This is a genomic window from Streptomyces sp. NPDC001380, from assembly GCF_042895785.1.
Classification (GTDB): Bacteria; Actinomycetota; Actinomycetes; order Streptomycetales; family Streptomycetaceae; genus Peterkaempfera.
The window spans coordinates 1-21,924 of record NZ_JBIAWP010000003.1; the positions used below are offsets into that span (position 1 = coordinate 1).

The 21,924-nt window shown below is 75.3% G+C and carries 13 protein-coding genes; 9 read left to right on the plus strand and 4 right to left on the minus strand.

Annotated elements, in window-relative coordinates; translation table 11 throughout:
- The first annotated feature begins 92 nt into the window (after positions 1-92).
- The gene (locus ACFY07_RS04865; protein ID WP_390867426.1) at positions 93-1,187 is read left to right on the plus strand and encodes a PQQ-binding-like beta-propeller repeat protein; all 1,095 of its coding nucleotides are present in this window, start codon (positions 93-95) and stop codon (positions 1,185-1,187) included.
- Positions 1,188-1,371: 184 nt separating this feature from the next.
- On the opposite strand, the gene galE is transcribed toward ACFY07_RS04865, so the two are convergent.
- Positions 1,372-2,358: a UDP-glucose 4-epimerase GalE gene (gene galE / locus ACFY07_RS04870; protein WP_390867427.1), complete on the minus strand. Its 987-nt coding sequence runs from the start codon at positions 2,356-2,358 to the stop codon at positions 1,372-1,374.
- A 235-nt stretch (positions 2,359-2,593) separates the two neighbouring features.
- Here galE and ACFY07_RS04875 point away from each other — a divergent pair, with 235 nt between their 5' ends.
- The 3 genes from ACFY07_RS04875 (at position 2,594) to ACFY07_RS04885 (ending at position 8,613) form a co-directional block, all read left to right on the plus strand.
- Positions 2,594-4,303, plus strand: coding sequence for a glycosyltransferase (locus ACFY07_RS04875; protein WP_390867428.1), 1,710 nt, complete (start codon positions 2,594-2,596; stop codon positions 4,301-4,303).
- Positions 4,304-4,450: 147 nt separating this feature from the next.
- Positions 4,451-7,414 carry a CDP-glycerol glycerophosphotransferase family protein gene (locus ACFY07_RS04880; protein WP_390867429.1) on the plus strand — a complete coding sequence of 988 codons (2,964 nt, stop codon included), beginning with the start codon at positions 4,451-4,453 and terminating at the stop codon, positions 7,412-7,414.
- Complete coding sequence (locus ACFY07_RS04885) at positions 7,411-8,613, plus strand: glycosyltransferase (protein WP_390867430.1); 1,203 nt, start codon at positions 7,411-7,413, stop codon at positions 8,611-8,613. The genes ACFY07_RS04880 and ACFY07_RS04885 overlap by 4 nt, the downstream gene beginning before the upstream one ends.
- Before the next feature lie 75 nt (positions 8,614-8,688).
- On the opposite strand, the gene ACFY07_RS04890 is transcribed toward ACFY07_RS04885, so the two are convergent.
- The 3 genes from ACFY07_RS04890 to ACFY07_RS04900 all read right to left on the minus strand — a co-directional run bounded on the left by ACFY07_RS04890 (position 8,689) and on the right by ACFY07_RS04900 (position 12,352).
- Positions 8,689-9,447 (minus strand): hypothetical protein, encoded by a 759-nt coding sequence (locus ACFY07_RS04890; RefSeq protein WP_390867431.1) that lies wholly within the window; start codon positions 9,445-9,447, stop codon positions 8,689-8,691.
- A 70-nt stretch (positions 9,448-9,517) separates the two neighbouring features.
- Positions 9,518-11,146, minus strand: a complete 1,629-nt coding sequence (locus ACFY07_RS04895; protein WP_390867432.1) for a hypothetical protein — start codon at positions 11,144-11,146, stop codon at positions 9,518-9,520.
- A gap of 132 nt (positions 11,147-11,278) precedes the next feature.
- Complete coding sequence (locus tag ACFY07_RS04900; protein ID WP_390867433.1) at positions 11,279-12,352, minus strand: acyltransferase family protein; 1,074 nt, start codon at positions 12,350-12,352, stop codon at positions 11,279-11,281.
- A 252-nt stretch (positions 12,353-12,604) separates the two neighbouring features.
- On the opposite strand from ACFY07_RS04900, the gene ACFY07_RS04905 reads away from it, so the two are divergent.
- From ACFY07_RS04905 to ACFY07_RS04925, 5 genes are all read left to right on the plus strand, one after another.
- Entirely contained in the window at positions 12,605-14,359 is a 1,755-nt protein-coding gene (locus ACFY07_RS04905; protein ID WP_390867434.1) for a stealth family protein, read from the plus strand.
- A 67-nt stretch (positions 14,360-14,426) separates the two neighbouring features.
- Positions 14,427-16,079 carry a stealth family protein gene (locus tag ACFY07_RS04910; RefSeq protein ID WP_390867435.1) on the plus strand — a complete coding sequence of 551 codons (1,653 nt, stop codon included), beginning with the start codon at positions 14,427-14,429 and terminating at the stop codon, positions 16,077-16,079.
- Positions 16,076-18,256: a glycosyltransferase family 4 protein gene (locus tag ACFY07_RS04915; RefSeq protein WP_390867436.1), complete on the plus strand. Its 2,181-nt coding sequence runs from the start codon at positions 16,076-16,078 to the stop codon at positions 18,254-18,256. The genes ACFY07_RS04910 and ACFY07_RS04915 overlap by 4 nt, the downstream gene beginning before the upstream one ends.
- A gap of 100 nt (positions 18,257-18,356) precedes the next feature.
- Positions 18,357-19,439 (plus strand): acyltransferase family protein, encoded by a 1,083-nt coding sequence (locus ACFY07_RS04920; protein WP_390867437.1) that lies wholly within the window; start codon positions 18,357-18,359, stop codon positions 19,437-19,439.
- A gap of 1,051 nt (positions 19,440-20,490) precedes the next feature.
- On the plus strand, positions 20,491-21,924 hold the full coding sequence (locus tag ACFY07_RS04925) for a glycosyltransferase family 39 protein (RefSeq protein WP_390867438.1): 1,434 nt from the start codon (positions 20,491-20,493) through the stop codon (positions 21,922-21,924).

Sequence of the window (21,924 nt, forward strand, 5' to 3'; positions counted from 1 at the left end):
ACTCATCCACAAACTCGGACCCGGCCTCTACGCAGCCACAGCCTGGACCTCAACCCCCTTGCCACCAGCACAAACAGGCTAACTTCCCGGCCTTGTGGGGCACCCCGGTCGTCGCCGACGGCGTCCTCTTCGTGTCCAGCTTCGAGGTGCACGCCCTGGACATCGCCACCGGCCAGCGCCGTTTCAAGACCCGTGACGTGGCCTGGGCGACGGCCGTGGCCGACGGCCGGGTCCACGCCGCCGACGGCCCGAACCTCCACACCCTGGACGCCGCCGGCGGCGCCGAGCGGTGGCGCTCCGCCCTCGACGGCTGGATCTACTCCCTGGACGCGGCCGACGGCGTTGTCTGCGCGGGCACCCGCGGCGGCGGCGTGCAGGTCCTCTCGGCGGCGGACGGCACCGAGCTGTGGCGGGCGGGAGACGCCCAGCAGGACTACGAGACCCCGCAGTCCGGCCCGGCCCTGGTCGGCGGCTCCGTCCACTACTACGGCGGCGGCCTGCTGCGCGCCGCCGACCTGCGCACCGGCCGGATCCGCTGGACCGTCCCGGTCGGCGAGGACGTGCCGGCGCGGCCGGTGGAGCGCGAGGGCACCCTGTACGTGACCGCGGGCACCCGGGTGCTGGCGCTGGACGCCGCCACCGGCCGGGAGCACTGGCGCTTCGAGGCGCCGGTGGTGCTCTTCACCCCGCCGGCGCTCGACCCGCCCGCGGCGGGCCCGGCGGGCGGCACCCGCACCGCCCCCGGCGTGTACGTCGCCGACTACCTCGGCACCCTCTACGCGCTGGACGCCACCAGCGGCCGCCCCCGCTGGCGCGGCCGCACCGCCAGCCGGCAGGGCGCCGAGCCGGTCGTGGTGGCGGACGGCTCGGTGCTGCTCGCGAGCGGCGACACGGTCTTCGCCTTCGACACGGCCGGCGGCCGCGAGCTGTGGCGGTACGCCGCGCGCGGCGAGGTGGTGGGCTCCCCGGCGGTCTCCGGCGGGCTGGTGCACATCGGCAGCCGCGACCGGTCGCTGCACACCGTCGACCTCGCCACCGGGCGGCTGCGCTGGGAGCTGGGCACCAAGGGCGAGATCACCGGCTCGCCGGTGGCGGCCGACGGCCGGGTCTTCGTCGGCAGCAAGGACCGCTGCGTCTACGCCCTGGACTCGGTGTACGGCACGGCCATCCCCGACGAGCAGCGGTGACGGCGGGGCGGCGGCGGTGACCGCGGGGCGGCGGTGACGGCGGGTCCGTCCCCGGACGCTCCCCCGGACGCACCCTCTGACGCACCCCCGGACGGCACCGCGCCCGGCCCGCCGGCGGAACCGTCCGCCGGCGCGCCGGGCGCGTGAGGGCCGCCCGGGGCGGGGCGGGAGGAGGTACGGGCCGTCAGCCCCGCCGGGCCTCCGGGTGGCGGAGGAGCCAGCCCTCCCACGCGGAGGAGACCATCTCCTCCACGCCGTGGCGGGCGGTCCAGCCCAGCTCCCGGCGGATCAGGTCGGCCGAGGCCACGACCCGCGCCGGGTCGCCGGGGCGCCGCGGCGCCACCTCGCCGGTGGCGTCGTACCCGGTCACCCGCCCGACCACGTCGAGCATCTCCCGGACCGAGACGCCCTCGCCGCGGCCGATGTTGAGGACCAGCGACGTCGCGCCCGCCGGGTCGCCGGCCAGCCGCCCGGCGGCCGCGACGTGGGCGGAGGCCACGTCCGAGACGTGGATGTAGTCGCGGATGCAGGTGCCGTCGGGCGTCGCGTAGTCGGCGCCGAAGATCCGCGGCTCCTCGCCGGCCGTCAGCCGCTCGAAGACCATCGGCACCAGGTTGAGGACGCCGTCGTCGGAGAGCGCGGGGGAGGCCGCGCCCGCCACGTTGAAGTAGCGCAGCGCCACGGTGGAGATCCCGTGGGCCCGGCCCGCCGCCCGCACCAGCCACTCGCCCGTGAGCTTCGTCTCGCCGTAGGGGCTCATGGGGGCGCACGGCGTGGCCTCGGTCACCAGGTCCACGTCGGGCATGCCGTAGACGGCCGCGGAGGAGGAGAAGAGGAAGCGGCGCACGCCCGCGTCCACGACGGCGTCCAGCACCGTCCGCAGGCCCTCCACGTTCTCGCGGTAGTAGTGGAGGGGCCGCTCCACGGACTCGCCGACCTGCTTCTTCGCGGCGATGTGCAGCACCCCCGTGACCCCGTGCTCCCGCAGCGCGCGGTCGACCGCGCCGCGGTCCAGGACCGAGCCGCGGACCAGCGGCACGTCCGCGGGCAGGCGCGCCGCGTCGCCGGTGCTCAGGTCGTCGAGCACGGCGACCGGCTGCCCCGCCGCGCGCATCGCGTGTACCACGTGTCCGCCGATGTAGCCGGCTCCGCCGGTGATCAACCAGGTCATACTCGGATCATAGGACGGGTCGGCGGCCGCCCTTCCCGGTCCCGGAAGCCCCTCCCCGGCTGTCCGGTATGGTGGGGCGAGGACCAGTACGCTCATGAGGAGCGTGCCCGGCCACCGCCGCCCGGCCGGTCCGGGGACCGGTCAGGGATCCGGGCAGGACGCACGGCGGCCGCGGGGGGACTGCGGAGGGCCGGACGGCGGCCCTGCCGAGCCGCGCACGAGGGAGCAGGCACGCATGTCGGTTGGCGAGCCGCGGGTCAGTGTCGTCGTGATCGTTTTCGACGACGCGGACCGCATCGCCGAGGCCGTGCACTCCGCCCTCGACCAGGGCGACGCGGTCGGCGAGGTCCTCGTCGTCGACGACGGCTCCACCGACGCCACCCCCGAGGTCCTCGCCCGCCTCGCCGCCGGGAACCCCCGGGTGCGCGTCCTCACCCGCCCCGCCAACAGCGGCGGCTGCGGGACGCCCCGCAACGAGGGGATCGCCGCCGCCCGCGAGCCGTACGTCATGCTCCTCGACAGCGACGACGTGCTGCCGCCCGGCGCGGCCCGCACCCTGCTGGACGCCGCCACCGCGCACCGCGCCGACGTCGCCGCCGGCGTCGCGGTCCGCCGCGAACTGCCCGGCGGCCCCGACACCCCCTGGCAGCGCGACCTGTACCCGCCCGACGGCGCCGCGCCCCTGCTGCTCCCCGACGGCATCGGCACCCGGCCCGGCTTCCTGCGCGACACCCTCTCCGCCGGCAAGCTCTACGACCGCTCCTTCCTGGAGCGGCACGGCGTGCGGTTCGCCGACGGCGACGTGCACTACGAGGACTTCCTCTTCACCGCCATGGTCTACGCGGCCCGGCCGCGCCTGGTGGCCATCCCCGACCCCGTCTACCACTGGCACGTCCGCCGCGGCGCCGGACGCCAGTCCATCTCGCTGCGCCGCGACGAGATCCGCAACTGGCGGGACCGGGTCGACGCCCACGCCGGGGCGGTCCGGGCCCTGGGCGAGGCCGGGGAGAAGTCCCTCGCCGACGCCGCCGCCACCAAGTTCCTCGACTACGACCTGCGGATGTACGTCCGCGAGCTCGGCGGCCGCTCCGACGCCTACCTGGCCGAATGGTGGACGATCACCCGGGAGTACCTCAAGGGCTTCGACCCCTCCGCGGCCGCCGCGGCGCACCCGGCGGCCCGCTGGATCACCGCCGCGGTCCTCGCCTCGGACCGGCCCGTCGAGGTGAGCCGCCTCATCGAGCTCGCCGCCGGGCCCGCCCGCCTGGTGCCGCCGTACCTCACCGCCGCGGACGGCTCCCCGGTGCTCGGCGCCGGGGACGCGGCCGTCCCCCTGGACGGCCTGGACCGGCTCCCGCTGACCAGGCTGCCGGTCGCGGTGGACGGCGCGGTCCGCATCGGCCGCCGCTGCGAGGTGCGGCTGCGCCTCCACGAGCTGTACGGGAGGCTGGGGCCCGCCGCGCCCGAGTCGGTCGCGCTGGAGCTGCGCTCCCGCTCGGGCGCCCCGCCGGTCGCCCTGAGCCACGCGGCGCCCCTCGTCCGCTCGGCCGGCCCCGCCGCCGGCCCCTCCGACGGCCCCGCCCGCGCGGGCGGCACCGGCCGCCCCGGCGCCGCCGTCAACTCCGGCGACACCTGGACCGCCGCCCTGCCGGTGGACGTCTTCGAACTGGTCCGCGCCGGCCGGGCGGCCGCCCCGATGACCGCCTGGACGCTCTGGGCGGACGTCCGCTTCGCCGACGGCCGCACCCTCACCACCGCCGTCCGCGCCCCCGGCGGCGTCTCGCGCCGCTCCTTCGCCTACCGGCCGCCCGCGGCCTTCGCGCTGGTCCAGGCCCACACCACCGCCTCCGGCGGCCTCGGCCTGCGGATCGCGGGCGGCCTCTCCGGCGTCCGCGAGGTGGCCGGCGCCCGCCTCGCCCGGCTGCTGGCCCGGTTGCAGCACTGACCCGTCCGGCCCCGTCCCCGGGCCGCGGCAGGCGCCCGCGGCCCCTCCGGCCGCATGGCAGGATGAACCGGAGGGCGGTCGCCGAGACCACAGGGACCCGCAGAGCGTGGCTGCCGTCCCGCCGACCTGCTGATAAGGAACTCCTCGATGCCTTCCACCCAGGCGGCCCCGGAGGCCGCCGTGGAGCCCGCGGCTCCCGACGTCAGCGTCGTCGTCATCGTCTACAACGACGCCGACCGCCTGCCGCGCGCCGTGCGCTCCGTCCTCGGCCAGTCGCTGCGCAGCACCGAGGTGCTGATCGTCGACGACTGCAGCACCGACGGCAGCCACGACGTCGCCCTCCGCCTCCAGGCCGAGCACCCCGGACGCGTCCGGGCGCTGCAGCTCCCCGCCAACAGCGGCGGCTGCGGCGCGCCGCGCAACCACGGGGTGGCCGCCGCCCGCGGCCGGTATGTCATGTTCCTCGACAGCGACGACGAGCTCGACCTGCACGCCTGCCGCAACATGCTGGAGGCCGGCGAGCGCACCGGGGCCGACCTGGTCTCCGGCCTCAGCGTGCGCCGCCACCTGGACAGCCGGCACGGCAAGACCGTCGAGTGGTACCCGTGGCTCTACAGCCGCACCCGGCAGCTGGACTCCGTCGACGAGCTCCCCGACCTGCTGGTGTGGGACACCCTCTCCACCAACAAGTGCTACCGGCGCGACTTCCTGCTCCGCGCCGGCCTGGAGTTCCCCGTCGGCATCCTCTACGAGGACCTGCTCTTCTCGGCGCAGGCCTACCTGGCCGCCGACCGCATCGCCCTCATCCCCAACCGCGTCTACTGGTGGGACGTCGTGGAGCGGACGGCGGCCAAGTCGCTCAGCAACCGCCGCCACGAGATCTCCAACTTCACCGACCGCCTGGAGATCCACCGCCGCATCGACCGGATGCTCGCCGACCGGGGCATGACCGCCCTCAAGGCCCGCAAGGACGTCAAGTTCCTCAAGCACGACCTCGTGCTGCACCTGAGGGACCTGCCCTTCCTCCCGGCCGAGTTCCGGCACGAGTTCTCCGGGCACGCCCGCGACTACCTCGCCACCCTCTCCGCCGAGGCGTGGGAGCAGGTGCCCCCCATCCAGCGGATCTGCGCCTACCTCCTGGTCCGCGACGACTGGGCCAACCTCCTCCCCGCCATCGACACCCTGCTCAACCGCGACAAGCTCTCCGAGCCGCTGGTCGAGCGCGACGGGCGCGTCTACTGGTGCGCCGAGCACCTGGACGACGAGGAGGGCCGCCGGATCCTCGACGTCACCGAGGCCGGCTACCACGCCAGGCCCCTGGAGAAGCTCTTCCTCCGCAACCGCCTGACGGGCTACCGGGTCGGGCCCGCGGGCCTGCACCTCACCGGGCGCATCGTCAACCCGCTGGGGAAGGTGGCCCCCGGTGCCCGGCTGGCGGCCCGCCTGGAGTTCACCGCCCGCCGGCGCTCCCTGCAGTCCTTCGCCTTCCCCGTCCGGGAGCTCCGGCACGAGGGCGACGGGATCGCCTGGGAGGCCGTCGCCGACCTCGCCCGGCGCCTGCGCCCGCTCGGCGTCGTCGACGCCGTGTGGGACGTCCGGCTGGTCCTGGAGGCGGACGGACGCCGCACCACCACCCGCATCACGGTCGGCGACCACGGCCTGGAGGACGCGGCCGGCATGCCCGTCCGCCCGCGCCTCACCCGGCTCGTCGGCGACCGGCTGGAGCCGTCCGTGACCGCCCGCGGGCACCTCGCCTTCCACCTCACCGCCGAGGGCGCAGCCGCCCGCCGCACCACCGACCTCATCCGGCGCACCCTGCGCGGCGAGGCCGGGGCCGGCGCCCGCCGCGCCGTCGACGGGGCCAAGTCCGCGGTGCGCGGCGCCCGGAAGCTCAAGCGCAGCCTCAACGACGGCTCCACCAAGCTCCGCGTCTACCACGAGGTCCTGCTCCGGCTGCCCGTGGTCAAGGGGCAGGTGGTCTTCGAGAGCCACCTCGGCAAGCAGTACAGCGACTCCCCGCGGGCCCTCTACGAGGAGCTGCGCCGCCGCGGCGCCCCGATCAGGCCGGTGTGGGCCCACTCCGGCAGCCCGGAGGGCTTCCCCGAGGACGCCCGGCTGGTCAGGCGCTGGTCCTGGCCCTACCTGCGGGCCCTGGCCCAGGCGGAGTTCTGGGTCGACAACCAGGGCTTCCCGCTGAAGCTGGCCAAGCGCCCGGGGACGACCTACATCCAGACCTGGCACGGCTCGGCCCTGAAGAAGATGGGCTTCGACATGCCCGCCTTCAAGCGGATGCCCTACGCCGAGCAGGAGGAGTACCAGCGGGCGCTCGACCGCTTCGACCACTTCCTGGTCCGCAGCGAGCACGACGTGCGGACCCTCGCCCGCGCCTACCGCATCGGCGAGGAGCGCCTGCTGCGCACCGGCTACCCGCGCAACGACGTCCTGGCGCAGCGGAGGCCCCGGGACACCGCGCTGATGGAGAGCCTCGGCATCGACCCGGACAAGCCGGTCGTGCTCTACGCGCCGACCTTCCGGGCCGACGCCGCGGGCCAGGTGCGCGGGTTCACCCTCCCCTTCGACCCGGACGACTTCGCCGACCGCTTCGGCGACCGGCTGACCCTGCTGGTCCGCTGCCACTATCTCAACTCCGTGGTGCTGCCGCCCTCGGTGCGGGGCAGGGTCGTCGACGTCTCCCGGGTGCCCGACGTCACCCCGCTCCTGCTCATGGCGGACGCGCTGGTCACCGACTACTCGTCCGTGATGTTCGACTACGCGCTGCTGGACCGGCCGATGGTCTTCTTCGCGTACGACCTGGAGGAGTACAGCGAGGACACCCGCGGCACCTACTTCGACCTGGTCGAGAAGGCCCCCGGGCCGGTGGTGCGGGACACGGAGGCGCTGTACGCGGCGCTGGAGGACCTGCAGGCCTCCGGGGAGCGCCACGCCGACGCCCGCCGGCGGTTCGTCAAGGAGTACGGCGAGTACGACCAGGGGGACGCCGCCGCCCGGATCGCCGACCTGTTCTTCACCGGAACGGCCCGGGACGGAGCACGCCCGGGCAGCACCCCGCCCGGGGACGCCGCCCCCGGCGCGAGGAGGGACGGAAAGTGACCAGCACCGCCGCAGACACCGCCCCCGCCGGGGCCGCGCCGTCCGCCGCGCGCACCCGCGACGTCTTCATCGTCTCCAACAGCGTGGACGAGATGGGGGGCGTGTGCAGCTGGGCCCACCGGATGGCGGGCCTCCTCACCGATCGCGGCCACCGCCTGCACCTCGTCGGGGTCGTGCCCGTCCCGGAGGACCGCCGGCAGGTGTTCTCCGCCGAGCCGCCGTACCCGATGACGACGCTCTACACCGAGCACCCGCCGCCGGCCTGGTCGCCGCGCGGCGTCCGCGGGCGGCTCGACCTGGCCGCCCGCCGCCGGAACGCGGCCCGGGAGGCCGGGATGGACGCCGCCGCCGCCCGGCTGTCCGCGGTCCTCCGCCAGGCACGCCCCGGCGCCGTCGTGATCGTCACCCAGGTGTGGGCGATGGAGTGGGTGGCCAGGGCCGACCTCTCCGGCCTGACCGTGATCGGGATGAGCCACGAGTCCTTCGACACCTGCCGCGCCTCGTCCCGCTTCGCCCGCGTCAAGCGCTGGTACCGGGACGTCGACCGGCTCGTGGTCCTTACCCCGGAGGACGCCGACCGGTGGATCCGCGAGGGCATGAACAGCACCTGCGGCATCCCCAACCCGCTCCCCTTCGAGACCCCCGCCCCGTCGCCGCGCGAGGAGCGGACCGTCCTCTCCATCGGCCGGCTCTCCGAGGAGAAGGGCTACGACATGCTCCTCGACGCCTGGGCCGAGGCGGTCCGGGGCCGGGAGGGCTGGCGGCTGCGGATCCACGGCAGCGGGCCGGAGGAGGAGCGCCTGCGGCGGCAGTGCACCGCGCTGGCGCTCGACGGCTCGGTGGAGTTCGCCGGCCGCACCGGCGACGTGCCCGGGGCGCTCGCCCGCGCATCGGTCTTCGCGCTCTCCTCGCGCGGCGAGGGCTTCCCGCTCTCCCTGATGGAGGCCATGGAGTGCGGCGTGCCGTGCGTTGCCTTCGACTGCGCCCCGGGCGTGCGGGAGATCGTGCGCGACGGCGAGGACGGCCTGCTCGTGCCGATGGGCCACACCACCGGGCTGGCGCACCGGCTCGGCCGCCTGATGGACGACCGGGAGCTGCGGGACGCCATGGGCGACCGGGCGCGGGCCAACATCGCCCGGTACGCGCCGGAGGCGGTCGTCCGCCGCTGGGAGGAGCTGTTCGACCTGCTGGAACGGTGAGGGACCGTCCGGCGCGGGAGCGCCGGACGCCGGGCCCCCCGGTGCGGGGCCCGGCCGCCCGCACGGGGCCGGCTCTCAGCGCACGGCGACGTGGACGGCCTTCGACCGGGCGGGCCCGGTCCACTTGCTGCCGGCGAACACCCACCGGTACCAGCCGGACTCCGTGAGGCGGACCCCGGCCGACACCTGCCCCAGGGGGTTGGTGACCTCGTCGGCCACCGGCGTCCAGGTGTCGCCGCCGTCCGGGCGGAACAGCAGCTGCAGGTGGTCGTCCGGGCTGCCGTGGTAGTCCCCGCTGTCCCACCACACGCGGGAGAGCCACCCCTGCGCGGTCGCCCGGGACCCGGCCGGGGCCCGGGCGGGCAGCCCGTAGACGCCCAGGCGCGAGGCGCGCTTGAGCGAGAAGCCGCCCGCCGCGCCCGACCGGGCGTCGTCGCCGTCGTTGGCGTTGGCCTGGGCGTCCACGAACCAGGTGCCCGCCTCGTCGTTCCAGACCTGCTTCCGCCCGGTGTCCACCGACACCGTCCCGGTGCAGGTGGAGGTTGTGGCCGACTGCCGGACGCAGCGCATCGGCGAGACCTTGAGGATGCCGTACTTCGGCCCCCACACCCCGACGGGCGAGACCGACCTGATGCCGGAGTCGTCGGTGGCGGTGACGGAGACCCGGAAGGTCTCCCGCCGGTCCGCCCCGAGCACCACGGTCCGGCCGTCGTTGACCACCACGGACGTGATCGCGGTGTCCCCGTGCGAGGGGCTGGTCGCGATCGACGGCACGGTGATGGCCGCCGTCGCGGCGACCGCGGACACGGCGAGGAAGGCTGATCGTCTGCGCATAACCCCCCCAGTATCCCCGTCCGGCCCGGTGGTCCGGCCCGTGCCGCCCGCCGGCCTGGCCCGCCGCCGGTCAGTGCTCCCCGGCACGCAGCGCGCGGAGGTCGACCCGGACCAGGCGCTCGCCCTGCGGTCCGGTGGCGACGGTCGTGAAGACGCGGCCCTTCGGCACCGGCGCCTCCGAGGACGACGTGACGATCCACCGCACGTGGCGGCGGATCAGGATCTCCCGCTCCCGGGCCGCGGTGGTGCCCCGGGCGAAGAAGTCCGCGGTGTCCTTCCACCGCTGCCGCTCGTCGGGCAGGAAGAAGTCCGGGTAGGCCGGCGCCACCGTGGTGGCGCCGTAGGCGGGTGCTATCCGCAGGGCGTGGTAGTCCTCCGTCAGGACGACGTCCCCGTACCGGAGGTAGGGCGTGATCCACCGGTAGTCGCCGAAGAGCGGGACCTGCTGCACCCCCAGGCGGTCCGCCGCGTGCCGGGCCTGCGGCAGGACGAACACGGCCGCCCCGGCCTGGGTCCACGCGCCGACGGCCAGCGCGGCCGCGGTGGCCGCCCCCGCGGCGCGGCGCAGCGCCCCGGGCCGCATCGACGCCAGCTCCACGGCCAGGGCGAGCTGCGCGGCGAGCATCACGCCGGGCCAGACGCGGCCCCACGACCAGTGGCCCAGCAGCCCCCCGGCGGCGAAGAGGGCGCCGCACACCGCGAAGACCAGGACCAGCGGGTCCAGCCCCCGGGTGTGGCGGGCGCGCGCGGCCAGGGCGGGCAGCGCGAGCAGGGCGAGGCCGTTGCGGGCGGGCAGGTCCCGGTAGAGGTTGCGGTGGATCGCGGTGAGGTCACCCTCGGCGCCGGCCAGCCGCCAGACGTCGTAGTACGGCCACAGGACGAGCAGGACGGCCAGGGCGGCGGCGCCCGCCGCCAGGTTCCGCACGGCGCGCGGCGAGCGGGTGGCGGGGGCGCAGACCGCGACCGCGGCCGCCCCGACGAGCGCGACGGCCCCGGTGAACTGGTGCACCAGCACCACGACCCCCGCCAGCAGGCCCAGCAGCACGCAGGGCGCGAACCGCCACCCGGCGTCGCCCTCGCGCCGCAGCCAGGCCCACAGGTGGAGGGTGAGGCCGAGCGCGAAGGTGCTGGGGTAGGCCACGGTGAGGGTGAGCGAGGTGAAGGAGATCCACCCGCTCCACGCGAAGAGCTCCCAGCCCCAGAGCAGCACGACCGCCGGCAGGGCCAGCACGGGCGCCCAGGGGCGGGCGGTCAGGGTGCGGACGAACCGGTGCACGCCCGTGACGAGCGCCGCGGTCGCGGCCACGGCCGCGAGGGAGAGGACGGTGAAGGTGTCCCAGCCCGTGAGCCGTGCCACCGCCCCCAGGAGCAGCATCCACGGCGAGTAGTAGGGGCTGGGCGTGTCCTCGGCGACCAGCGGGTTGCCGGGGTCCGCCAGGTCGTGGCGCAGCCGCTCCACGACGGCGGCGTGCAGCCCCTGGTCGCCCGCCCAGGGGAGCTCGACGCAGAACGGCAGCATCACCAGCAGGGCGAGGAGGCCGAACGCCGCGTAGGGCAGGTGCGGCCGCAGCCTGGGCGCCCACGCGCCGCCGCCGGATCCCGAGGGGGCGTCGGTGCCCGTGCCGGAATCGGGGCCGGGCCCGCGGCCGGTGACGACACCCATGCCGGCGCGCGCGGCTGCGGAGGGGTCCTGGGCCATCTGTTCCGTCCGTCGTGGGGATGGGCGGGTGCGTCGCGGGCGTGCGGCCTCGCGGGCCCGGAACGCCCCGAAAAGGCTACCTGCCGGGGCGCGGCCCGCTGGTGCGCGGCCCGCCGGTGCGCGGCCCGCCCCTCACGGGCGGAGCAGCCACCGCAGCCGCGGCTCCACCAGCGGCCGCAGCACCCGCCGCACCGGGGCCGTCATCAGCACGGTGGCCGTCAGCACGGCCGCGGCGGTCAGGGCCAGCTCGCCGAGCGGGCCGTGCAGGCCGTCGTACCAGCCCCGGTACTGGGCGAGCTTCACCAGCATCGGGTGCAGCAGGTAGGCGTACATGGTGCGGGTGCCCAGGGCGGTGAACCAGGCGGTGCGGGCCGGCACCAGCGAGAGGAAGGCGGCGCAGGCCGCCAGGGTGCAGGCCAGCAGGGCCGCGGACACCGCCAGGTAGTGGGGGAGCGTGGTGTGCAGCTGCCCGTACCCGCGGTCGCGGTTGAGCCAGTCCAGGGTGCGCACGTGCGGCACGAGCACGTACGCCCCCGCCGCGAGCGCCGCCAGCACGGCGGCCGAGGCCGCCCGCACCCGGCGGGTGCGCAGCCGCGCGAGGTGCTCGGGCCGCAGCTGCAGGCCCAGCACGAAGAAGGGGAGGAACTGCAGTACCCGGCCGAAGGAGAGGATGTCGCCGTTGTCGGTCGTCCCGGAGAGCAGGGCGACCAGCACCGCCACGGCGAACGGGTGCCTGACGGACCGCCAGAGCGGCGTGCCCAGCCGCCAGAGGAACAGCGCGACCAGGAACCAGGACGCGTACCAGGGCCGCAGCAGGTCGAGGGAGATGTGCCGCTGGCCCAGGACCTCGCTGCGGAAGAGGCAGTACAGGCAGGTGAAGACCACGTACGGCACGAGGACGCCGCCGACCAGCCGGGCCGTCTGGTCGCGCCGGGCCGCGAAGCCGCGCGAGAGGTACCCGGAGACCAGCACGAACGCCGGCATGTGGAACAGGTACACCCAGGCGTAGGCGGCCCTGACCGCGGTGCTGTCCTGCACCGTGCGCGAGGCGGACCAGGTGTGGCCGGCCACCACCAGCACGAGCAGCAGGAACCGGGCGTTGTCCAGGGACGCGTCGCGGGGGCGGGGGCCCGGCGCTGCCGCGCCGTCCTGCTGCCGGGCCTCCGGTGACGCGGGGGGTGCCGGTACGGCGACGGTGTTCTCCACCGGCGCGATGCTACTCGGGCAGGCGTGGTTCGCACCCGATCCCCCGTGATACAAGAAACGTCAGCAACGAGCCAGAAGGCAAAATCCGGCAAAAGGTATGACCGTCGAACCCTCTTGCCTTGACAGATACGATGAACGGCTTGTGAAGCCGTCACGGGGGCGCTTCGAACGGACGGGGCGTACAACCTTCTCCGTACCCCCTTCGTCGATAGGCATGCTGGAACAGTGGATCGTCGTGCGGGGAGTGGAAGTATGAGCGGCAGTCCGGACGTCTCCCGGATCGTCTCCGCCTATCGGAAGGTCCTCCCCGCGTACACGCGGTACCGGATCGCCCAGCGCGTCACCCCCGAGATCCGCAGCCAGGTCAAGAAGCGCATCGCCGAGGTGGCGACCGTCCCGCAGCAGGTGGAGCGGATACGCGTCCAGCGCGCCGTGCGCCGCCGCCCCGACCTCTACTCCGGACCGGACCGGATCCCCGTCACCGTCGACCACCAGCCCCGCGCCGCCTTCGTCCACGAGGACCTCACCCCCCTGCTCGCCCGCCGGGAGAACCTCGACGCCGTGCTGGACGCCCTGGAGGGCGCGGGCATCGACCACTTCTGCGTCCGCGGCGCCTTCGACCGCTCCTCGACGGTCGCCGTCGCGGACCGGGACCGCCCCCGCGTGCTGCGCGCCCTCGCCCGCCTCTGCGAGCGGACCCCGGGCTGCGTGACCCCCATCCCGCCCGGCGAGAGCCGCGAGCCGCGCTTCTGCGAGCCCGGCCACCAGCCCGGCGTGTGGAAGCGGGCCGCCGCCGCGGGCGCCGTGCGGCTCACCTGGTTCCACACCGACCCCGAGGGACGGCTCGTCCTCGGCGTCCCCTACGGCTGCGACGTCGAGTTCTGGACCGAGGAGACCCCGGGCGTGCTCACCGCGCCGCGCCGCAACCGGGTCACCGAGGTCGTGCCCGCCTCCGGCGCCCCCGTCGAGGCGTCCGACAGCCTCTTCACCCGCCTCGCCCCGGCCGGCCGCGACCCGCTGCCGCCGGTCCGCACCCGCGCCGAGTTCACCGCGGCCCGCCCCGACGACGTCGACTTCCCCGTCGACGTCGTCTACACCTGGGTCGACGGCTCCGACCCGGAGTGGCTCCGCCGCCGCGCCCAGGCCGCCGGGCAGGCTTACCACGCCGAGGCGGCCAACGCCGCCCGCTACCTCAGCCGCGACGAGCTCAAGTACTCGCTGCGGTCGCTGCGGATGCACGCGCCGTGGGTCCGCAACGTCTACCTGGTGACGGACGACCAGATGCCGGCGTGGCTGGACACCTCCGTGCCGGGGCTGAAGGTGGTGAGCCACAAGGAGATCTTCAGCGACACCAGCGTGCTGCCGACCTTCAACTCGCACGCCATCGAGAGCCAGCTGCACCACATCGACGGCCTGGCCGAGCACTTCCTCTACTTCAACGACGACATGTTCCTCGGCCGCGAGGTCGTGCCCCAGGACTTCTTCCACGCCAACGGGCTCACCAAGTTCTTCCCCAGCCCCGCCAACGTGCCGCAGGGCGAGCCCTCCGAGCTGGACGTGCCGGTGTCGGTCGCGGGCAAGAACAACCGCGAGCTGATCGAGGAGCGCTTCGGCACCACCCTCACCCAGAAGATGAAGCACGTGCCCTACCCGCTGCGGCGCAGCGTGCTGCACGAGATCGAGGAGGAGTTCGCCGAGCGGCACCGCACCACCATGGGCAACCGGTTCCGCAGCCTGGACGACCTCTCCATCGCCTCCTCGCTCCACCACTACTACGCCTTCCACACCGGCCGCGCCGTCCCGGGCAACCTGCGCTACAGCTACGTCGACCTCGCCCTGCCGGAGACCCCCGACCGCCTCGCCCGGCTGCTGGCCCGCCGCGACCGGCACGCCTTCTGCCTCAACGACACCGTCTCCACCGAGCGGGACGTGGAGGCGCAGCTCGCCCTCCTGGGACCGTTCCTGGAGGCGTACTTCCCGCTGCCCAGCCGCTTCGAGAAGCGCTGAGGCCGACCGTCCTCCGCGGCCCGCCCCCGGGGCGGGCCGCACACGCATCACACCGATGGAAGAGAACGTGACTGACGTCCATGGCGCGCTGCCCGACACGGCGGCACCCGAGCGCTGCGAGCTGACCTACAAGCTGCACCCGGTCACCGGGTGGGTGCACTCCGGGCTCACGCCCCTGCGGTCCCGGCAGGAGAACCTGGACGCGGTCACCGGCGCCCTGGACGCGGCTGGCGTGGACTGGTTCGCCGTCCGCGGCTTCGACGACCTCGCCACGGCGCTGGGCGTCCACAGCGATGACCGCGAGCGCGTCTTCGCCGCGCTCGCCGACCTCTCCGCCCGCACGCCCGGCTACGTCCAGGCCGTCGTGCCGGCTCCGAGGACATCCGCCCCTCCCGCCCGCGGCGACGACCCGAAGACCTGGGCCAAGCTGGCGGAGGCACAGGTCGTCCGGGCCTTCTGGTACCGCACCGAGCCCAGCCGCTCCCTCGTGTGCGGGCCGGGCTACGGGTGCGACATCGAGTTCTGGGAGCCGGAGGAGCGCCCCGAGCCGGACGAGGACGCCGACGAGGCCCTGGCCGCGGCCCTGGAGGCGGCACCCGAGCGCCTGTCGGCGCCGCGGGCCAACCGGGTCGCCCGCCTCGTCCCCGCCGACGCACCGGCGGTGACGGCGCCCGGCAGCCTCTTCACCCGCCTCGCGCCGGCCAACGGCTCCCCCCTCCCGGCCCTGCGGACCCGCGAGGACTTCACCGTCCCCCTCTTCGACGACTTCGACTTCCCCGTTGACGTCGTCTACACCTGGGTCGACGGCTCAGACCCGGAGTGGCTGCGCCGCCGGGCCGAGGCGTCCGGTGAGACCTACCACCGCGAGTCCGCCTCCCACTCCCGGTTCGTCAGCCGCGACGAGCTGCGCTACTCGCTGCGCTCCCTGCACATGAACGCGCCCTGGGTCCGCACCGTCCACCTGGTGACGGACGACCAGGTGCCGGAGTGGCTGGACACCTCGGCGCCGGGCATCCGGGTGGTGAGCCACAAGGAGATCTTCAGCGACCCGAGCGTGCTGCCGACCTTCAACTCGCACGCCATCGAGAGCCAGCTGCACCACATCGAGGGCTTGGCCGAGCACTTCGTCTACTTCAACGACGACATGTTCGTCGGACGCCCGGTCGGCCCCCAGCTCTTCTTCATGACCAACGGCACCGCCCGGTACTTCCCCGCCCGCGGCCGGGTGCCGCAGGGCGAGGTCAGCGTGCTGGACACGCCCGTCGACGCGGCCACGAAGAACAACCGCCGCCTCCTGCTGGAGCGGTTCGGCCGTTCGGTCACCCAGGTCATGGAGCACGTGCCCTACGCGATGCGCCGCAGCGTGCTCGACGACCTGGAACGGGAGCACCCCGAGGTCTTCCGCGAGACCGCCTCCCACCGCTTCCGCAGCCTCCGCGACCACAACGTCCCCTCCAACCTCGTCCACTACTACGGCTACTTCACCGGCCGCGCGGTCGCCAGCAGCATGCGCCTCGGCTATGTTGCCCTGGCGGCCAAGGACCTCCCGGGCCGTCTGGCGCGACTCCTGCAGCGCCGCGACTGCGACACCTTCTGCATCAACGACACCTTCGCCGAGGACGAGGACGTCGCCGAGCAGGACGAGCTGCTGGCCTCCTTCCTGGAGGCGTACTTCCCGGTCCCCAGCCCGTTCGAGAAGTCCCCGGCGGGTGGCGCGTGAAGATCGCCTTCCTGGTCCACCACATCTACGGCATCGGCGGCACCGTCCGCACCGTCATCAACCTCGCCGAGGCCCTGGCTGCCCGCCACGAGGTCGAGATCGTCTCGGTCTACCGCCGACGCGACGAGCCGCTCTTCTCCATCGACCCCGCCGTCCGGCTCACCCCACTGATCGACCAGCGCCCCGACCCCGACGGGGCCGACCGCAGCGATCCCCTGTACGGCGAGCGCAGCCGCCTGGTCCCCCCGTCGGAGGAGTTCTTCCTCCAGTACAGCGCCCTGTCGGACCGCCGCATCGTCGAGTACCTGCGCGGCACCCGCGCGGACGTCGTCATCGGTACCCGGCCCAGTCTCGCCCTGCTGGTCGCCGAGTACGCGCCCGAGAAGGCCGTCCGGCTGGCCCAGGAGCACATGACGCACACAGCGGTCCCCGCCGGGACCCGCACCGCGATGGCGCGGCTCTACAAGCGCATCGACGCCGCCGTCACCGTCACCGAGGCCGACGCCGGGACCTTCCGCACCACCACGCCCGTCCCGGGCCTGAGGGTCCTGTGCATCCCCAACGGCGTGCCCGAGCCCGCCGTCGCCCCCGCCGACTGCACGGCCCGCACGGTCGTCGCCGCCGGCCGGCTGATCGACTGGAAGCGGTACGACCTCCTGGTCCACGCCTTCGCCAAGGTCCTCGCCCAGGCCCCCGACTGGAGGCTGCGGATCTACGGGTCCGGCACCGAGCGCGGCGCCCTCGTCCGCCTGGTCCACGAACTCGGCGTCCAGAACAGCGTCACCCTCATGGGGAGCGTCTCCCCGATGGACGCCGAATGGGTCAAGGGCTCGATCGCCGCCGTCGCCTCCGACATGGAGCCCTTCGGCATGACCCTGGTCGAGGCCATGCGGTGCGGGGTCCCCGTCGTCAGCACCGCCTGCCCCGACGGACCCCCCGAGATCCTGAGCCACGACGAGGACGGCCTCCTCGTCCCGGTCGGCGACAGCGACGCCTTCGCCGCCGCCCTGCTGGAGCTCATCGGCGACGAGGACCGCCGCCGCCGCATGGGCCGGGCCGCCCTGGAGAACTCCCGGCGCTTCGACCCCGACGTGGTGGCCCGCCGCTACGAGCAGCTGATCGCCGAAATCCGGTCGGAGCGGGGACTCCCCCCGCTGGGGCCCTCGCGCGCGCCCGCCGTCCCGCGGACCGGCGCCGTCGTGACGGCCGCCGCCGCGGCCGCACCCGACGCGTCCCGGGGACGCGGCCTGCTGGGCCGCGTCGCCCGCGCCGCCGCCACCCGCGCCGGCCTCGCCCCGCAGCGCCCCGATACCGCCGCTGCCGACCCCGCCGTCCTGGGACGGGGGGAGCCCGTCGGAGGCTGCACCGCCGACCCCGCCGGCGCCGTCACCGTGACCGTGGACTGGCCCGGCTTCCGCGACGACCAGGCCCGCCTGGTCTGCCGGTCCCGGGCCGACCGCAGGGCCAAGGTCCGCGCCGCCCTCCGGCCGGGTCCGGACGGCCGCCCCGCGGCGCTCCTGCCGGCCGGGTCCGGCAAGCTCACCGAGGGGCGCTGGGACCTCTTCGTGGAGACCGGCGGCAAGCTCCGCCGCCTCCGCGCCGGCCTGTGCGACCTGCGCGCCCTGGAGGGGATCGCCGGACGCACCGTGCAGCTCCCCGTGCGCAGCCACCTGCCATACGCCACCCTGGACGGCTTCCTCGCCGTCCGCTCCTGGGTCCGGGACCGCCACGCCGAGGCCGGCGACATCCACGTCCTCGACGAGGGCATCTCCTTCGAGGGGCGCCTCGTCGCCGAGCCCTTCGGCGGCCGCACGCCCGTCCTCACCGTGCGCAGCCGCGAGGTGCCCGGGCTGGAGTACCGGTACGAGGGGACCAGCTCGGGCGGCGACGACTTCCGCTTCCTGATGCCCGTCGAGGAGATCGCCGACGCCCGGGTCCGCCGGCACGAGGACTGGGACCTGTGGGTCGGCTGCGAGGGCGTCCCCGGGGAGGCCCGGCTGGCCAGGATCCTCACCGACCTCGCCGACCTCAAGGGGGTCCAGGTCTACCCGGCGGTCAGACTCCGCGACGAGACCTCCGACGAGCTCGCGCGCGACATCCCCCGCACCGACGTGCGGGTGCGCCCCTACTGCGCCCAGACCAACGAGATCTCCGTGAACGTCGTCGAGCCCGGGTAGCGGTCCGCCCCGCACAGCCCCGCACAGCCCCGCACACCCCCCGGCCCCGCACCGCCCCCGTCCGGCGTCGCGGGCCCGTCCCGCGAGTGAAGGTCCCGCCTTGTCCACGAGCACGCTCCCCGCGCCGCCCGGCCGCGCCCTCCCCGAACCGTCCGCGCCCCGGACCCCGCCTGCGGGGCGCGACGCGTTCCTCGACAACGCCAAGCTCCTGGGCGTCGTCCTCGTCGTCCTGGGGCACACCTGGGGTCCCCTGGCGGGCGACCCGGGGCAGCACCGCGCGCTGCGCGCCGCCTACATCCTGGTCTACACCTTCCACATGCCGCTCTTCGTCATGATCTGCGGCTGGTTCTCGCGCTCCTTCGCCGAGAACGCCTCCCACCCCGGCCGCCTGCGCAGGCTCGTGACGAGCACGCTCGTCCCCTACCTGCTCTTCGCCCCCGCCTACACCCTCCTCCGCAACCACCGGCAGGGGCACTGGACGGCCCTGCAGCTGCTGAACCCCTGGTACCTCACCTGGTTCCTGGTGGCCCTCTTCGTGTGGAGGGTGACGGCACCGGTCTGGCGCACCGTCAGGGCGCCGGTCGCCGTCGCCGTCGCCGCGATGCTCGCCGTCGGCGCCACCCAGCCCTCCGGGGACCTCGCGCTGGGCCAGGTCGTCCACTTCCTCCCCTTCTTCGTGCTCGGGCTGACCGTCCGGCCCGCCCACCTGGAGAGGCTCCGGGCGTCCCGGTGGCTGCGCCGCGCCGCGGTGCCGGTCCTCGCCGCCGGCTACGCGTGCTGCTACCACCTCGCCCCGTCCGTCCGCACCGAGTGGCTGTACCGCCGCACCGGCCACGAGCGGCTCCACACCGGCCTCGGCACGTGGATGCTCACCACGACCCTCCTCGCCGCCGCGGCGTTCGTGCTCAGCGTCGCCTTCCTCGCCCTCGTGCCCCGCCGCGAGAACCGGCTCACCTCCCTCGGGGCGGGCTCCCAGTACACCTACCTGCTCCACGGCCTGCTCGTGCAGGCCGCCCTCCTGTGGGGCTGGTACCGGCTCGGCTTCACGGGGACCTGGTCGGGCCAAATCCTCCTGACCGCCGCCGCCGTCGCCACTGCCCTGCTGCTCGCCGTGCCACCCGTGCGGCGGCTGACGCGCTGGGCGGTGGAACCGGAGATGCGCTGGGCCTTCAGGGATGCCTGAGCACTGAGTGCCCGCCGCTCCCCCGGCGGAGCAGCAGCAGACCCGAGCGGCCCGTTCGTGGGCGCGATCCCGCCGGGTTCCGTTCCTGCCGTCGGCTCTGCGCCGTCCGACCGGCCCGGCAGGCCCGGACACCCGGTGCTGCCGAGCCCGGGTGCCCCTGCACGGCTTCCCGTCCCGTGCGCTGGCCCCGGGCGGCAGGGTCGGACGGGATCCCTGTCGCATGCCCTCCGGACGACCGGCCACAAGGGTTGATGCTCGTGGGCGGTCGGTGGTCGCCGGACGGGTTGTCCGCTCCGGTCGTCGTCCGGTCGTCGTCCGGTCGTCGTCGGGTCGTCGTCGGGGCGGCGGTGGCCGGTGGGAGGACGCACCGCACGACGCTGACGGGTCGTGGCCGTGGTGCCGTTCCAGGTCGGGCCGGCCCCTGATGTCCCGTCGACCTGCTCGACGACCTGGCGCAGTGGTCCGGACAGCTCGGCTCCGGCCCGCTCCGGTCCGCCCTTGCAGGTCGGCTGCGGCAGCCGGAAGCCGTATCCGACCGGCCGGTGCCCGGCGGCCCTGCGAAGGCGCTTGTTCTGGCCGGGTCGCCGGGACGGCCCCGGGGACGGGTGCCGCAGGCGAGCGCGGGCGCGGCCGAGCGGCTTCACCTCGGAGGTGAACCCGGGCGGGGCCTGCATCACTGCGGGGGTGGCCAGTTCGGCGCCGGTGGGTTTCGGGGTGATTCCGCCAGCCGGTCGCCGCGGCGCGGGATGCGGCAATGCCTGCAGCGGGTCGACCGCCTTCGCGTACGGCGCGATGCTGGGGGGCCAAGTCCGCAATCACGACTGCGCTTTGGGCCCCCTCGCCTCATGCGCGCAGCCGACCTCTCGGAACCGATCATCTAGGATGTGCCTGCCCCGCACCCCGCCCGCACCCCGGCCGCAGGACACCGATGGACTTCACGACCTCCCCCCGCCGGACCGCGCCCGCGCCCGCCCCGCAGGCGCAGGACGGCCCGGCGCCCTCCGCCCGGCGCCCCCTGCCGGCCGCCCTCCGGCGGCACGGAGGGGCCGCCGTGTCCCTCGCCGCTGCCGCCGTGATGCTCGCCGTGGGGCTGTGGGGCCTGGACCGCGGGTCGATGTGGCGGGACGAGGAGGCCACCTTCGACGCAGCGCACCGCACGGTGCCGCAGCTGCTGGCCATGGTCCGGCACGTCGACGCGGTGCACGCCGCCTACTACCTGCTGATGCACGTCTGGATGCTGCCCGGCGGCGGCGAGGTGTGGATGCGGGTCCCGTCGGTGCTCGGCGCGGCCGCGGCCGCCGCGCTGGTGGCGGCGCTGGGCGCCCGCCTGCTGCGGCCCCGGGCCGGGCTGTCGGCGGGCCTGCTCTTCGCGGCGACGCCGCTCGTCACGTTCTACGCCCAGGAGGGCCGCTCGTACGCGCTGGTCTGCGCGGCGGTGCTGCTGGCGACGTACTGCCTGGTGCGGGCGGTGGAGGCGCCGGAGGGCCGGCGCTGGTGGGCCGGGTACGCGGCGGCCGCCGCGGCGGCCTCGCTGCTGCACGAGTTCGCCGTGCTGGCCCTGGCCGCGCACGCCGCCACGCTCCTGCTGTCCCGGGTGCCGCGCCGGGTGTGGCTGCGCTGGGCGGCCGCCGCGGCGGCCTGCTGCGCGGTGCTGGCCCCGCTCGCGCTGTACTCCCGCCGCCAGTCCGGCCAGGTCGGCTGGCTGGAGCGGCCCGGCTGGGACGCCGTGTGGGGGCTGGTGCGGTCCCTCGCGGGCCCCGCGCCCGCCGCCGTGGCCGCGGTGCTCGTGCTGGCCGTGGCGGGCGCCGTCCTCCCGCCGCGCGGCCGGGGCCCGCTGAACCTTGCGGCGGTGGCCGCCCCGCTGGCCGTCGTCCCGCCCGCGCTGCTGCTGCTGGCGTCGCAGGTCCGGCCCGTGTACCACGAGCGGTACGTGCTCTTCTGCGCCGCCGGGCTGCCGCTGCTGGCCGCCGCCGGCGCGGAGCGGGCCGCGGCCCTCCTGCGGTTCCGGGGGGCCGCCGCCCTGCTGGCCGCCGCCGCGGTCGCGGCCGCGGTGCTGCCGCAGCTGCCGCGCCAGTCCGAGTTGCGTACCCTGCAGGCACGCCCGGACGACCTGGCGGGGGCGGCACGGGCCGTGGCGGCCGGGGCCCGCCCCGGCGACGGAGTGGTCTTCCTCACGCCGAACTACCGTGCGGTGGAGCTGGCCTACCCCGGGGCCTTCCGGGACACGGCGGACGTCGCGCTGGAGAGGACCCCCCTGGGGGCGGCCAACCTGCGCGGCACCGAGCGCAGCAGGAGGGAGGTCCGCAGGGCCGTGCTGGCCAGGGACCGGATCTGGCTGGTGGGGCGGGCGGGGCTGCGCGTCAGGGGCGGCGACTCCGGCGCGCGGAACAAGAAGGATGTACTCGGGGGGTCCTACCGGACGGTCACCACCGTGCACGTGCACGGGCTGGACGTGCGGCTGTACGAGCGCAAGGAGAAGGGCTAG

Coding starts and splice junctions, on each gene's coding strand:
- galE (WP_390867427.1), bottom strand. CDS start 2,358: ATGACCTGGTTGATCACCGGCGGAGCCGGCTACATCGGCGGACACGTG.
- ACFY07_RS04890 (WP_390867431.1), bottom strand. CDS start 9,447: ATGCGCAGACGATCAGCCTTCCTCGCCGTGTCCGCGGTCGCCGCGACG.
- ACFY07_RS04905 (WP_390867434.1), top strand. CDS start 12,605: ATGAGCGGCAGTCCGGACGTCTCCCGGATCGTCTCCGCCTATCGGAAG.
- ACFY07_RS04895 (WP_390867432.1), bottom strand. CDS start 11,146: ATGGCCCAGGACCCCTCCGCAGCCGCGCGCGCCGGCATGGGTGTCGTC.
- ACFY07_RS04880 (WP_390867429.1), top strand. CDS start 4,451: ATGCCTTCCACCCAGGCGGCCCCGGAGGCCGCCGTGGAGCCCGCGGCT.
- ACFY07_RS04875 (WP_390867428.1), top strand. CDS start 2,594: ATGTCGGTTGGCGAGCCGCGGGTCAGTGTCGTCGTGATCGTTTTCGAC.